Annotated in this window: 11 protein-coding genes; 2 read left to right on the top strand and 9 right to left on the bottom strand. The window is 67.1% G+C overall.

What is annotated here, in order from left to right; genetic code table 11:
• Positions 1–71: 71 nt before the first annotated feature.
• A complete protein-coding gene (locus tag BCEP18194_RS33570; RefSeq protein ID WP_050781676.1) occupies positions 72–1,463 on the top strand; it encodes an MFS transporter in 1,392 nt (463 codons plus the stop codon).
• Positions 1,464–1,477: 14 nt separating this feature from the next.
• On the opposite strand, the gene BCEP18194_RS33575 is transcribed toward BCEP18194_RS33570, so the two are convergent.
• The 6 genes from BCEP18194_RS33575 to BCEP18194_RS33600 all read right to left on the bottom strand — a co-directional run bounded on the left by BCEP18194_RS33575 (position 1,478) and on the right by BCEP18194_RS33600 (position 8,599).
• Positions 1,478–2,410 carry a LysR family transcriptional regulator gene (locus BCEP18194_RS33575; protein WP_011355759.1) on the bottom strand — a complete coding sequence of 311 codons (933 nt, stop codon included), beginning with the start codon at positions 2,408–2,410 and terminating at the stop codon, positions 1,478–1,480.
• A gap of 85 nt (positions 2,411–2,495) precedes the next feature.
• The gene (locus BCEP18194_RS33580; protein ID WP_041493624.1) at positions 2,496–3,914 is read right to left on the bottom strand and encodes an MFS transporter; all 1,419 of its coding nucleotides are present in this window, start codon (positions 3,912–3,914) and stop codon (positions 2,496–2,498) included.
• Positions 3,915–4,135: 221 nt separating this feature from the next.
• Complete coding sequence (locus BCEP18194_RS33585; protein WP_011355761.1) at positions 4,136–4,972, bottom strand: ABC transporter permease; 837 nt, start codon at positions 4,970–4,972, stop codon at positions 4,136–4,138.
• A gap of 37 nt (positions 4,973–5,009) precedes the next feature.
• Positions 5,010–6,266: an ABC transporter permease gene (locus tag BCEP18194_RS33590; protein ID WP_011355762.1), complete on the bottom strand. Its 1,257-nt coding sequence runs from the start codon at positions 6,264–6,266 to the stop codon at positions 5,010–5,012.
• A 102-nt stretch (positions 6,267–6,368) separates the two neighbouring features.
• Positions 6,369–7,415, bottom strand: a complete 1,047-nt coding sequence (locus BCEP18194_RS33595) for an ABC transporter substrate-binding protein (RefSeq protein WP_011355763.1) — start codon at positions 7,413–7,415, stop codon at positions 6,369–6,371.
• A 77-nt stretch (positions 7,416–7,492) separates the two neighbouring features.
• Positions 7,493–8,599, bottom strand: coding sequence for an ABC transporter ATP-binding protein (locus BCEP18194_RS33600; RefSeq protein WP_011355764.1), 1,107 nt, complete (start codon positions 8,597–8,599; stop codon positions 7,493–7,495).
• A 108-nt stretch (positions 8,600–8,707) separates the two neighbouring features.
• On the opposite strand from BCEP18194_RS33600, the gene BCEP18194_RS33605 reads away from it, so the two are divergent.
• Positions 8,708–10,231, top strand: a complete 1,524-nt coding sequence (locus BCEP18194_RS33605) for a PLP-dependent aminotransferase family protein (RefSeq protein WP_011355765.1) — start codon at positions 8,708–8,710, stop codon at positions 10,229–10,231.
• Between the two features lie 36 nt (positions 10,232–10,267).
• Here the strand turns inward: BCEP18194_RS33605 and BCEP18194_RS33610 are convergent, their stop codons facing one another.
• From BCEP18194_RS33610 to BCEP18194_RS33620, 3 genes are all read right to left on the bottom strand, one after another.
• Entirely contained in the window at positions 10,268–11,302 is a 1,035-nt protein-coding gene (locus BCEP18194_RS33610) for a lipase secretion chaperone (protein ID WP_011355766.1), read from the bottom strand.
• A gap of 3 nt (positions 11,303–11,305) precedes the next feature.
• On the bottom strand, positions 11,306–12,400 hold the full coding sequence (locus BCEP18194_RS33615; protein ID WP_011355767.1) for a triacylglycerol lipase: 1,095 nt from the start codon (positions 12,398–12,400) through the stop codon (positions 11,306–11,308).
• A 228-nt stretch (positions 12,401–12,628) separates the two neighbouring features.
• Entirely contained in the window at positions 12,629–14,761 is a 2,133-nt protein-coding gene (locus BCEP18194_RS33620) for a TonB-dependent copper receptor (protein ID WP_011355768.1), read from the bottom strand.
• Between the last annotated feature and the right edge of the window lie 16 nt (positions 14,762–14,777).

Consider the following 14,777-nt stretch of genomic DNA (forward strand, 5'->3'; position numbering starts at 1 on the left):
GACAAACATCCGTTGGATCAATTTCCGAACGGATGCGACAGTGGACATTCACACAACCCGTGCTGCCCGCGATGTCGACCACCAACCTGCCCTCCCTCAGCCCGCCCGTTCACGATGGCCTGCCGACGCGACAGCGAATCGCGGCGTTGATCGCCCTCTCGCTCGCGGTCGCAATGGCCAACCTCGATACGGCCATCACCAATACCGCGCTGCCGACCATCGGCAGAAGCATCGGTGCCGATCCTGCGTCGGTGATCTGGGTCGTCAATGCGTATCAGCTTGCGATGGTCGCGACCTTGCTGCCGTTTGCGTCACTCGGCGAGATCGTCGGCCATCGGCGCATTTATATCGCCGGGCTGGTCCTGTTCACCGCAAGCTCGCTTGCGTGTGGCGTCGCCGGGTCCCTTGCCTCGCTTGCCGCCGCACGTGCGTTGCAAGGCATCGGTGCGGCCGCGATCATGAGCGTCAACACCGCGCTGATTCGTTTCGCCTATCCGGCCCGGTTGCTCGGGCGGGGTGTCGGATTGAATGCACTCGTCGTCGCCGTTTCGTTCACCGTGGGGCCGACCGTTGCGTCGGCCATTCTCTCGATCACGTCATGGCATTGGCTGTTCCTGATCAACGTTCCCATCGGCCTGCTTTCCGTCGCATTGGCCGTCCGCACGCTGCCGATCACCGATCGCGCCCGGCATGACTTCGACGTCATCGCCGCACTGCTGTGCGCCGGTTGCTTCGCATTACTGATCCTCGGACTGGGGACGGTTTCGCATGATGGCTTGTCGCCGACGGTCATGGCTGAATGGATCGTCGCGGCAGGGTTCGGCTACGCGCTGCTGAAGCGCCAGGCACATCACCCTGCGCCGCTGCTCGCCGCCGACCTGTTCCGGCGGCCGGTCTTCTCCCTTTCCGCCACCACGTCGGTCTGCTCGTTTGCGACGCAAGGCCTCGCGTTCGTGTCGCTGCCGTTCTTCCTGCAAGCCGGCCTCGGCAACAGTCAGGTCGACACCGGCTTCCTCATGACGCCGTGGCCTGTCGTGGTGGCCATCATGGCGCCCGTTGCCGGTCGCCTGGCCGACCGATACCCGGCGGGTATCCTCGGCACCGTCGGCCTCTTCATCCTGTGCATCGGCATGGCGTCGCTGGCCATGCTGCCGCCCGCACCTTCGACGCTCGATATCGTGTGGCGCATGATGATGTGCGGCGCCGGATTCGGCTTCTTCCAGGCACCGAACCTCAAGGCGCTGATGGGCAGTGCGCCGGCCGAGCGCAGCGGCGGCGCCAGCGGCATCGTCGCGACGGCCCGCCTGCTCGGACAGACGCTCGGTGCGGCGTTGGTCGCCCTGTCCTTTCACGTCTCCGGGCCGGGCGGCCCGATCGCCGCGTTGTGGATCGGCAGCGCCTTTGCACTGACGGGTACAGCGATCAGCTGCCTTCGGCAATTGCCGTGCTGGCGACACCCGTGATGCATCGACTGCGTTCAACCCGCCGTGCGCTGCGCGTCGAGCAACCGCATCGGCTCCGCCGCCTCGCGAATCTTCTCTCTCAGCCAGGCCTGCGCCGGCACGCTGTCGTGGCGCCGGTGCCAATACATCGACCAATGGAACCCCGCTGACTCGAACGGGAGCGCCTTGAGCACCAGCCCGTCTGCCGCGAAACGTTCGGCCAGGCGCGCGGACATCACCGCGACCATCGACGAATGGCGCAACAGATGCGGCACGACCAGCCAGTGCGGCACATTCAGCACCACGTTCCGCGCGCGGCGCATCCCGGCGAGCTTTGCGTCGACATAGCGCCCGTCGGTCGAACTGATGGACACCTTGAGATGCGGCAGCGAAAGAAACAGGTCGAGCGTCAATGCTTCAGCAGCGCACGGATGGTCCCGCGCCATCACGCAGACCATGCGGTCGTCGAACAGCGGCATCGCCTGCACCGCGCCCGCATGCTCCAGATCCATGCTCACCGCGACGTCGATATCGTCGGCTTCGAGCGCGGTCACGGTCTGCCCCGGCGACAGGTGCACCACGTCGAGCGTCACGCCCGGCGCTTCCTGCTCGAGTTGCGCGAGCAATGGCGGCATCAGCAGGTACTCGAGCACGTCGGACATTCTCAGCCGGAAGTGCCCGGCCGTCGTTGCCGGATCGAACGCGCCATCCGATTCGAGGAGCCGCTCCGCCTGGTGCAGCAGTTGCCTCAGCGGCTCTTCCAGTTCCAGCGCACGCGGCGTCGGCTCCATGCCGGTTGCATTGCGTATCAGCAACTCGTCGCGCATCAGGATTCGCAAACGTCCCAGCGCGCTGCTCATCGCCGATTGACTCAACCCCACCTTCGTCGCGGCGCGCGTCACGTGTTTCTCGGTCAGCAACGCATCGAGTGCAACCAGCAGATTCAGGTCAACACTGCGCAGATTCATAGTGGCTCGCGAATTCGATGTAAACGTCCACGTTGCACCGGGCCGTGCGTTCGGTCAATGACGACGGCATACCGCGCGCCGCCCGCTACTCCGTCGCGCGCTCGCTCACGCGCTCCGACGCGGCCGGCACGCCGGCCCGATGCGACGGCGCAAAGAGCCGCAACCCGCTCGCGACGCTTGCGGCTCCGGCGAAGCCCGCGCCGAGCATCAGCGCGAGTGTCGGCCCGTGGCGTCCCGCGATCCCGAACGACAGCGCGACGAGCGCCGCGCCCGTCGCCTGCCCGATCAGCCGCGCGGTCGCGATGATCCCGCTCGCGCCGCCGCTACGCTCGGGCGGCGCACTCGACATCAGCGCCTTCAGGTTCGGCGATTGGAAAAAACCGAAGCCCGCGCCGCACAGCATCATCCGCCAGCCGATGTCGATGACGCCCGGCGCCGCCGGCAACGCGGCGAGCGACACCATGCCCGCGCTCAGCAAGGCAAGACCGATCGCGCCGAGCAGGCCCGGCGGATAGCGATCCGACAAGCGCCCCGCAATCGGCGCGGCGAACGCGACGATCACCGACCACGGCGTCATCAGGAACCCCGTCTCGACCGCGTTGCGATGCAGGACGGTTTCGAAATAGAACGGCAGCGATACGAACGCGAGCCCCTGCGCAGCGAACGCGCACACGGCGGTCAGCGCGGAGAGCGTGAACACGGGCCGGCGAAACAGGTCGACCGGCAGCATCGGTGCGGGGTGCCCGGCCTGGCGGCGGATCAGCAGCCAGCCGAATGTGAGCGCGACCGCGGCCGCCGCGAACACGATCGAAAGCGGCCCGCGCTGCGCGAATTCGCCGAGCGCGAAGATCAGCGACGCGAACGTGATCACGTTGAACAATGCCGCAACCGGATCGAACGCGTGCTTGCCGCGTGCCGTCTGCGGCAGCGACGGAATCGCCACTGCAAGCGCGAACACGCCGAGCGGCACGTTCACCGCGAACAGCCACGGCCATGCGGCGACCGACAGGATCAGCGACGCGATGGTCGGCCCCACCGCGAACGACACGCCGACCACGAGCGCGTTGAAGCCGACGCCGCGCCCGAGCCGGTGTGCGGGGAACAGGCCGCGGATCAGCGCGACGTTGACGCTCATGATCGCGCTCGCGCCGAAGCCCTGCACGATCCGCGCGGCCGTCAGCATCGGCAGCGTCGAGGCGAGCGAGCAACCGAGCGACGCGAGCGTGAACACCGCGAGCCCGGCGATATACACGCGCTTGTGGCCGACGATGTCGCCGAGCGAGGCGAACGGCAGCAGCGTCGCGACCATCGCGAGCTGGTACGCGTTGATGATCCATACGGACGCGGCCGGCGATGCATGCAGGTCGGTTGCGATCGCGGGCAGCGCGGTGTTCGCGATCGCGGTGTCGAGCGTCGCGAGCGCGACGGCCAGCAGCACGGCGGACATCGCGCGCCAGTTGACGGCCGGCTCATGGGCGCCGGCGGGGGAAGCGAATTCGGACAAGATGAGGCTCGGCTGACGAGCGACGCGTTGCGCCACGTCGCGGATTGGACTCGCGGCGGCGTTCCGGTCGCACCGCATGGAACGCGCGCCGCCGCGCCCCGTATTGTTGCAGAGCCGCATCGAACGTGCAGGCGGCCGCTTCGTCAGTCAGCGAAATGAAAGCAAATGCGTTGCCGCGCAGGACAGGCGGCCACGCATTTGCAACAGGCAGACGCCCCGCGTCAGGTCACCGCGCGCCGCGCATTGCGACCGCGCAGCCATTCGAGCGCAAGCAGCAGGCTCGTCGAGAAGATGATCAGGATCGTTGCGAGCGCAGCGATCGTCGGGCTGATGTTCTCGCGGATGCCCGTGAACATCTGGCGCGGCAGCGTCGTCTGGTCCGCGCCCGCGAGGAACAGCGTGACGACGACTTCGTCGAACGACGTCGCGAACGCGAACAGCGCACCCGACATCACACCCGGTGCGATCACCGGCAGCGTCACGCGGAAGAACGTCGACACCGGATTCGCGCCGAGCGACAGGCTCGCGCGCACGAGGTTCTGGTTGAAGCCCTGCAATGTCGCGGCAACCGTCGTCACGACGAACGGCACGCCGAGCGCCGCATGCGCGGCAATCAGCCCCGTGTAGGTGTTCGCGAGCCCGAGCGGCGCGAAGAACAGGTACATGCCGACACCGACCACGACGACCGGCACGATCATCGGCGACAGCAGCACGGCCATCAGCAGCCCCTTGCCGCGGAAATCGGCCTTCGTGAGACCGATCGCGGCGAGCGTGCCGAGCACGGTTGCGACGACGGTCGCCGACGGGGCGACGATGAAGCTGTTCTTGGCGGCCATCCGCCACTCGTCCGATGCAATCAGGTTCTCGTACCAGCGCGTCGAGAAGCCCGGGATCGGATAGACGAGGAACGTGCTCGACGAAAACGACAGCGGCACGATCGCGAGCACCGGTAGGATCAGGTACAGCAGCGTCAGCACGACGAGCACGCGCAGCGCGACGTACCACGCGCGCTCGACGAACGACATGTGCGGCGCAAACAGCGGCCTGGCGAGTTTCATGGTCCGAATCCCCTTCCCGTTTCGTAGTGCGCGGCGCTCAACCGAGGCTCACGTTGGTGCGCGTGAAGCGCCCGTACACCGCGTACAGCACCAGCGTTGCCGCGAGCAGCAACCCGCCGAGCGCACACGCCATGCCCCAGTTGATCGTCACGTTCGTGAAGTACGCGACGTAGTAGCTGACCATCTGGTCGTTCGGCCCGCCGAGCAGCGCGGGCGTGATGTAGTAGCCGATCGCGAGGATGAACACGAGCAGCGCGCCCGCGCCGACGCCCGGGTAGGTCTGCGGCACGTACACGCGCCAGAACGCGGCGAACGGATGGCTGCCGAGCGACACGGCTGCGCGCTGGTAGGTCGGCGGGATCGACTTCATCACGCTGTAGAGCGGCAGGATCATGAACGGCAGCAGGATGTGCGTCATCGAGATGTATACGCCGACGCGGTTGAACAGCAGCGTCAGCGGATGCGAGATCAGCCCGCTGCCGATCAGCGCCTTGTTGACGAGCCCTTCGCTCTGCAGCAGCACGATCCACGCGGCGACCCGCACGAGCACCGACGTCCAGAACGGAATCAGCACGAGGATCATCACGAGGTTTGCACGACGCTCCGACAGCGTCGAGATCCAGTACGCGAGCGGATAGCCCAGCAGCAGCGCGAACAACGTGACGGCGACGCCGATCACGAACGTGCGGCCGAAGATCGCGAGATAGATCGACTGGTCGGGATCGGCCTGCACGATGTTGCCGAAGCCGTCCTGCTTGTGGTCGAGCGCGGCGAGCAGGTAGAACGGCGACACCTGGCTGCCGTTCTTCGCGATCGACTGCCAGTACGCGACGTCGCCCCAGCGCGAATCGAGTTCGACGATTTTTTCGCGCGTCTGCGCGGGCGTCAGCGCCGCGTCGCCCTCGCCCTTCAGCGGCATCGCGCGCGCCGTCTTCGCGACGAGCGAGCGATAGCCGGGAATCTCGGTGTTCAGGCGTCGCGCGAGCGCACCCATCGCCTCGCTGTCGGCCACCTTCGTCATGTCGGCCGCGAGTGCGACATACGCGGCGTCGGCCGGCGGCGTCTTGCGGTCCCAGCCCGACAGCGCCCTGACCGTGTTCGGCAACGCGGTCGCGATCTCCGGGTTCTGTACCGCGCGCGTGAGCAGCGTGCCGATCGGCACGACGAAAATCAGCAGCAGGAAAATCGCGAGCGGCGCGACCAGCAGCAGTGCCATCGTGCGCTTGCGGGCCTCGGCGGCCTTCAGCTCGCGCTTGAGCGCGGCGTTCGACGGCGAGGAAGGCGCGATCGTCATCGTATTCAACGTTTCTCTCCGGCCGGGCACGTTCCGGCGGAATGCCGCGCGACACGATCGACGTGTCGCGCGGCCGGTTGCATCAGGACACCTGAACGGCGGTTACTTCGTCGCCCACGCAGTGAAGCGCTGCTCGAGCTCGTCGCTGTGGTCGGTCCAGAAGCCGATGTCTTCGAGCACCGCGTTCTTGCCGTTGGCCGGCGAGTTCGGCAGGTTCGCGAGCGTCTTCGCGTCGAGCGACTTGATCGCCGCGATGTTCGCCGGGCCGTACGCGATGTGCTGCGCGTAGCCCTGCTGCGGCTTCGGCGTCAGCGTGTACGCGATGTACTGCTCGGCCAGCGCCTTGTTCGGCGAACCCTTCGGAATCGCCCAGTAGTCGAGGTCGTAGATGCTGCCGTTCCACACGACCTTCAGGTTCTTGCCTTCCTTCTGCGCGGCGTCGATGCGGCCGTTGTACGCGGTCGACATCACGACGTCGCCGGCGACGAGGAACTGCGGCGGCTGCGCGCCCGCTTCCCACCACTGGATGTTCGGCTTCAGCTCGTCGAGCTTCTTGAACGCGCGGTCCTGGCCAGCCTTCGTGCCGAGCACCTTGTAGACGTCCTTCGGCGCGACGCCGTCGGCCATCAGCGCGAATTCGAGGTTGTAGCGCGCGCCCTTGCGCATGCCGCGCTTGCCGGGGAATTTCTTCACGTTCCAGAAATCGGCCCAGCCGGTCGGTGCCGACTTCAGCTTGTCCGCGTTGTACGACAGCGCCGTCGACCACACGAAGAAGCCGACGCCGCACACCTGCGGCGATTCCGGAATCAGGTCGGATTTCTTCGCGATCTTCGACCAGTCGAGCTTCTCGTACAGCCCTTCGTCGCAGCCGCGGTTCAGGTCGCCCGATTCGACTTCGACCACGTCCCAGTTGACGTGCTTCGCCTCGACCATCGCCTTCACTTTCGCCTGCTCGCCGTTGTATTCGACGGCCGTGACCTTGTTGCCGGTCGCCTTCTCGAACGGCTGGTTGAACGCGGTCTTCTGTGCGTCGCCGTTCGCGCCGCCGAAGTTGACGACCGTGAGTTCGGCAGCCGATGCCGATGCGCCGACGACGGCGAGCGCCAGTGCCAGCGCGGTGCGCCGTGCGGTAAAGCTTGCTCGGTTCATGGTGGTTCCTCTCCTCTCGTGGTGGAAGTGGGCAGTTGTTGTTGACGACGTGCTACGGAAAATCGGGAAAACCCTGCTCAAGCGAACACGCGCAGGTGTTCGGGTGCAAATGCGAGCGCGACCGGTGCGCCGGGCGAGAACGCATCGATCGCGCCGGTGCCGAGCGGCACCTTCACGAAGCATTCGTCCTGGCCGGGCAGCGCACAGCGCATGCGCACGTGATCGCCGAAATAGATGAGGCTGCGCGCCTCGCCGCTCAACCGGTTGGCGGCCGAGCCGTTCGCGTGCCCGTTCGCGCCGTGCGCGGCGAGGCTCATGCGTTCGGGGCGGATGCACGCGACAGCCGGCGCCCCCTCGGCCGCATCGCCGATGCGGCGGCCGACGAGCTTCGTGCCGTCGTCGAGCCGGAATTCGCAGAATTCGCCGTCGACGCGCGCGATGGTGCCGCGCAGCCGGTTGCTGTCGCCGATGAAGTTCGCGACGAATTCGTTGCAGGGCGATTCGTACAGGCGGTCGACGGTGTCGAGCTGCTGCACGATGCCCTTGTCGAACACGGCGACGCGATCGGACATCGTCAGCGCCTCGCCCTGGTCGTGCGTCACGTACACGAAAGTTACGCCGAGCTTTTCGTGCAGCGCCTTCAGTTCGTACTGCATGTGTTCGCGCAGTTGCTTGTCGAGCGCGCCGAGCGGCTCGTCCATCAGCACCAGCTTCGGCTCGAACACGAGCGCGCGCGCCAGCGCGATGCGCTGCTGCTGGCCGCCCGACAACTGGGCCGGGTAGCGTTTCGCGAAGCGCTCCATCTGTACCATCTTCAGCGCATGCGCGACGCGTTCCGCGCGCTCGCCGGCCGGCAGCTTGCGCACGGTCAGCGGATACGCGACGTTCTGCTCGACCGTCAGGTGCGGAAACAGCGCGTAGTTCTGGAACACCATGCCGATGTTGCGCTTGTGCGGCGGCACGTTGTTCAGCAGTTCGCCGTCGAGGCGGATCTCGCCGCCGGTCGGGAATTCGAAGCCGGCCAGCATCATCAGGCAGGTGGTCTTGCCCGAGCCCGACGGCCCGAGCAGCGTCAGGAATTCCCCGCGGTGGATATCGAGGTCGAGCGATTTGACGACCAGCGTTTCGCCGTCGTAGGTCTTCCGCACGCCGCGAAAGCTGACGATCACATCATCGGACTTCATCGTGGCTGTCCCCTTGATTCGCGACAATTGATTTTGAGATGCGAGCCACTATACGGCGCGCACGGTTCTATACTAGGGAACCATTTCAATATTCCAAGTAGGACCACTTTGGATACCGTGATCCTCGCCGACTGGCTCTCCGCCCGCCTCGACCGCAGCTCGCCGGAGCCGATGTACCGCCAGTTGCTGCAGCAGATGCAGCAGGCCATCCTGACCGGTGAATTGGGGCCAGGTACCAAGCTGCCGAGTTCGCGCACGCTGGCGGCCGACCTGTCGATCGCGCGCAATACCGTGCTGCACGTGTACGACCAGCTGACGGCCGAAGGCTACGTGCTGACGACCACCGGCAGCGGCACCTATGTGGCCGACACGCGGCCGGACGCCGCCGCGATCCACGTACCGGGCGCTTCACCGCCCGTGTCGAGCGCCGATGAAGCGCCGCTACCGGACGCGCAGGGCGGCCTGTCGATGCGCGGCCGGCAACTGATCGAACACGCGGGCGTGTCGCGGCGCCAGTGGGGCGCGTTCATGCCGGGCGTGCCGGACGTGTCGGAATTCCCGAGCCGGACGTGGAGCCGCCTGCAGGCGCGGCTGTGGAAGGAAGCGAACCCCGAGCTGTTGACCTACGCGCCGGGTGGCGGCTACCGGCCGTTGCGGCGCGCGCTCGCCGATTACCTGCGCGTCGCGCGCTCGGTCAAATGCTCGCCGGACCAGGTCATCATCACGACGGGCATCCACCAGTCGATCGATCTCGCGGTGCGGCTGCTGTCCGATATCGGCGATCGCGCCTGGGTCGAGGAGCCGTGCTACTGGGGCGTGCGCAGCGTGTTGCAGGCGGCCGGCCTCACGCTGACGCCGGTGCCGGTCGACCAGGAAGGGCTCGACCCGCGCGCCAGCGACATGCAGCATCCGCCGCGGCTCGTGCTCGTCACGCCGTCGCATCAGTACCCGCTCGGGATGGTGATGAGCCTCGCGCGACGCCGGATGCTGCTCGAATATGCGCGTCAGCACCGCTGCTGGATCATCGAGGACGACTACGACAGCGAGTTCCGCTACGGCAGCCGCCCGCTCGCGTCGCTGCAGGGGCTCGACGACGGCGGCCGCGTGATCTACGTCGGCAGCCTCGGCAAGATGCTGTTCCCGGGGCTCCGGATGGGCTACATGGTCGTGCCCGAGCATCTGGTCGACACGTTCCGCACCGGGCTGTCGGAGCTGTATCGGGAAGGCCAGCTGATGCAGCAGGCCGTGCTTGCCGAATTCATCATGGATGGCCACCTGACTTCGCACGTCAGGCGGATGCGCACGCTGTACGGCGAGCGCCGGCAACTGATGATCGACGCGATCCGCGCGCGCTTCGGCGACGCGCTGCCCGTGATGGGCGACGAGGCAGGCCTGCATCTCGTGCTCGGCCTGCCCGATGCCTGCGACGATCGCGCGGTCACGCAGAGCGCGTTCGATGCGGGCGTGATCGTGCGCCCGCTCACCAGTTACTACAGCAGCCTCGACACCGCGCGGCGCGGCCTGCTGCTCGGCTATGCGTGCGTTGCGCACGAAGGCATCGGGCCCGCGTTCGACACGCTCGCGAATACCATCGAGCAACACCTGCCGCGGGACCTCACGCGCGCGGCATAGCGGCGGACATGCGCCGCGTCGCCCGCGCTGGCCACCTTACCGCGCGCTGCCCGCCCCGCGATCGAGCGATGCCGCGCGCACGGCTTCGCCGGGCTTCGTGAACACGCGTTGCCGCAGCGCGGTGATCTGTGCGTCGCGATCCTGCGGCGACAGGCCCGCCGACTCGATCTGCGCCCGTTGCGCCGCGTAGTCCGTGTAGCGGCTCTGCCACGATGCGTCGTCCTGCTGCATCTGCGCGACACGCGCGGCGGCTTCGGGGCCGAGCGTCTGCGTCAGTTGCGCGCGCATCGCATCGGGTGTCGCCCCGCTCTTCTGCAATTGCGCGATCTGGTCGATCGCCGCCCGCTGTTTGTCGATACGCTTCTGCGCAGCGCGTTCATCGGCCGGCATCTGCTGTTCGAGCGCTGCGAGCCGCTCGGCCTTCTGCGCATCCGTCAGCGTGGGATCCCGCGTGATCTTCAGCCGCGCGAGGTCGTAGCGCTGTCGCCACTGCTCCGCACCGAAGAACGGCTGGCTCCAGTCGCCGAGCGTGCGATAGGCGATCGACGCGCGCTGGTCGAGCGCGAGCTGCAGCGCGCCGAGATCGGACTTGTCGACCGCGCCGGCATCGCGCAGCTTCGCGAGTGCGTCGAGATACGCGCGATAGCGGTGCCATACGTCGAGCGCCTCGACCTGCGCGACGGTGCCGTCGAGTTGCGCGGCAATCTCGCGCACGACGAACGCATCGAGCGCGGCCGCACTCAGGTCGCTCTGCGCGGTCAGGCAGTAGTCGAAAAAGTCGCGCACTGCGCGCGACTTCGCGAGATGGCCGCCGGCATCGAGCGGCAACCGGGGCGCGCTGGAGCCGGCGAGCGACGGCGGCAGGCCCGCGCTTGCCGGCACGGCGGCTTGCGGCGGTGCGGCAGCCAATCCGCCCGCCACCGGCGCATCCGGAGAATCGCTGGCGGCGCCTGTCCCGCGATGCCAGCTCGCGCCGCTCCACATCGCCACGCCGGCAATCGCCGCCAGCCCCACGACACCATAGACCATGGCGCGCCGCGCCAGCGGCGCGCGCCCTCCTCGTGCCGTCATCGATTACACGCCCGCCAGCTTCAGCCGGTTCGCATGCGTGCGGATCACCGCGACCGGATCTTCCGCATACGCGCCGCGCACGCCGAGCAGCTGGTTGATCTCGTCGAGGTGGTTCCACTTGTAGCTCGTGCTCAGCACCTTGCCGTACAGCGCACTGCACTTCGACACGAGCCCGTCGTTCTGCCCCGAGCTACGGTTGATCATCACCGTGCCCGTGCCGTACAGCGCGAGCGTCGACAGGTCGAGCGCATTGGCCGGGTCGACCACCGGAATGGTGCTCGTGTCCGTCGCACCCGTGACGCCGAACAGCGAGAGCGTCGGCTGGATCGCCGTACCGGCCCACGAGTACAGCAGATGCGTGTTGCCGCCGACGGTTTCAGTCGGCGCACCGGTCTGGCAACTGCCCGGCGCACCGAGGCCCGCGCTCGGATAGTTCTGGTTGTACGTGGCGGCCCGTGCGGTCGTCAGCGTCTGCAGCGCGGCGAGCGCGTCCTGGTTCGTGTTGTGGCTGCTGCTCGTCAGGATCCCGAACACATTGACGAACGCGGCGATCACCGATGACGAAAGCCCGGTCGGATCGTAGGCAAGCACGTTCTGCACGAAGTCGGCGAACTCGGAGCCGCGATGCGGCGTGCCGATCGTCGTCACCGACGCAACGAGATCGGGTGCGACGGCCGCGACGTAGCGCGACGTGAGGCCGCCCTGGCTGTGGCCGACGAGATTGACCTTGGTTGCGCCCGTCGCCGCGAGCACCGTCTTCACGTAAGCGAGCAACTGTTCGCCGCGCCCGTTCGGGCCGTCGTCGCTCTGGAACCCCGACAGGTTCGCGACGTAGACGGTCGCACCGTTCTGTTGCAGGTCTTCCTGGATGCCATACCAATACTCGAGCACGCCGGCGTACTTGTCGGTACCCGAGAGCCCGTGCACGAGGATGATCGGATAACGCGTCGCCGTGTAGCCATCGGCGGGCGAGCTCGCCGCCATCGCCGCGTGCGTCGTCGCGAGTGTCATTGCTACAGTCGTCCCCGCGAACGGCGCGATGCTCATCGCGCATGCCACTGCCCCTGCCACCACCCTGGAACGCATCGTTTTGGCCATGCATGTTCTCCTGATTATTGTGCTGCCGGTGCGAATGAAGCCGGATCGACATGCACTATGCGTCGCAAACGTCGCGACCACCGTGTGCGTCGAATGCGGGAGTGAATCACGACTCGCGAACGTTTGCGCCCTGACTAGATACGGTTCTCTAATCGGTTGACGTACCCCGCCCGTTCGGGCGGGGCCGCATTCATGCGTGCGCATGCTGCAACGCACACGCGCAACGCGTTACAGCTTCGCACTCACGCGCACCCATGCGGTCCGGCCCGGCTCCATCACCGGCGAGTTCGCCGGATAGCCGAAGCCCGCGTTGCCGGCGAGGTTCAGGTGCTCGGTGTAGGCCTTGTTCAGCACGTTGTCGACGCCGACCGAGATCTGCACGGTCTTGCTGACGTTGTATTGCGTATGCAGCGAGAGCACACCGAATCCGGCGCTCGGGCCGAAGTCCTTGCCGACCACGTTGCCCTCGTTCAGTGCATATCGATGCTGCGGCGCAACGATGCGCCACAGCCCCCCTGCCGACCACGCACCACGCGTGTATTCGAGCCCGATGCGCGCTTCGAGCGGCGGCATCTGCGGCAGCGGGTCGCCGCTTGCCACGTTGCGCCCCCACGCGTACGCGAGCGACGTCTCGACGCGCAGCGGCGAAACCGGTTTCCACGACACGCCCGCTTCGCCGCCCATGATCTGCGCGTTGACGTTGGTTGCCTGCGTGGTCGGGCCCATCATGCCGGCCGCGTAGTTGAACAGAATGAAATCCTGCACGTAGCCCGCGTAGGCCGACACCCAGGCGTCGAGCCGGTCGCTCTTGTATTGCGCACCGATGTCGAGTTGCGTGGTCTTCTCCGGCTGCACCGCCGAGAACGCGTTGATCGAACCGGCCGGCCCGCGCTTCGCGGAGAACAGTTCCCAGTAGTCGGGATAGCGCTCCGTATGGCCGACGCCCGCGTACCACGTGACCGGCAGCGACGCGAGATCGCGCTCGTAGCGGATGAAGCCGCTCGGCAACACGCGCGTGCGATCGTCGTCGAAAGTCGGGTTCGGCTTGCTCATCATCATGCCGCTCGTTGTCGCACGCTTGTCGCGTGCGCTCGCGTAGTCGACGCGCGCACCGCCGATCACGCGCGACACGTCGCTCGCGTACCACGTCAGTTCGCCGAACACGCCTGCGTTCCACATCGTCGCCTGCGCATCCCACGGCTTGTCGCCGTAGTTCTGCCGCCCCATCGCCGAACGCGAGTCGAGCCGGTTCGATTGCGCATCGACGCCCGTCACGAGCTTGAAGTCGTCAGTAAAACGGAACGTCGCGGCCGCGCGCGCGCCGACCGTGCGACGCCGCACCTCCGACGCCATCCGCATCGGCATGCTGCTGGTCGGGTCCGGTTGCCGCAACGTGTAGTTGTCCATCACGTGATCGGCTTCGTTGTAGTACACGCGTGCCTCGATCCGGTCGAGCACGTCGCCGAGATGCTTCTTGTCGAACGACAGGCCGAACGTCTCGCGACGGAAATGCGCGCCGTCCATCCCGCGCCCCGCATAGCGCGCATAGCCGTCGCCGGTGCCGGCAGTCAGCTCGACGCGGGTGTGGTCGTCCGGCGTCCAGCCGAGCGCCGCGTCGGCATTCCACTTGTCCCACTGCGAAGGCACGGTGTTGCCGTTGCCGTCCTTGTAGTCCTGCGAGTGTGCGTGGTTCGCGGTCACACGGCCATAGACGTCCGGTGTGCCGGCCGTCACGTCGATGTTCTGGTCGTTGCGGCCGAACGACCCGCCGACCAGGCTGCCGTCGAAACGCATGCCGGGCTTGTCGAAGCGCGGCGTCACACGCTCGAACATCACAGTGCCGGCCGACGCGCCGGGACCGTACAGCACGGTCTGCGGCCCCTTCACGACGGTGACCTTGTCATAGCTTTCCGGTGCGATGTATGAGGTCGGCGCATCCATCCGGCCCGGACAGGCGCCGAGCGTCGACATCCCGTTCGCCAGGATGTTCAGCCGCGAGCCGAACATCCCGCGCAGCACGAGGTCGCCGTTGGTGCCGCCGCTGCGGATCGACGTGAAGCCGGGGATCGTTTTCAGGTAATCCGCGCCGTCGCTGGCAGGCAGCGGCTGGCGCGGAGTCTTCGGATCCGTGACGACGACGAGCGGCGTCGACAGCGGCGATGCGACGACTTCGATGGCCGGTAGCGGCGCGGCCGTATCGTCGGTCGGCGCGCCGGGTGCGCGCGCCGTTTCGGCGGCCGCGGCGCTCGCGGCCAATGCGCCGACAGCAAGCGCGGGAACGGTGAGTTTCAGCACGCGCGGCAACCGCCGCGCACAGGCATTGCGTGACGCCCGCGGCGCACGCAACTGGAAAATGGTCATGATCGAAAGCCCGAGT

Origin of the sequence: Burkholderia lata, assembly GCF_000012945.1 — a bacterium.
Lineage (GTDB): Bacteria > Pseudomonadota > Gammaproteobacteria > Burkholderiales > Burkholderiaceae > Burkholderia > Burkholderia lata.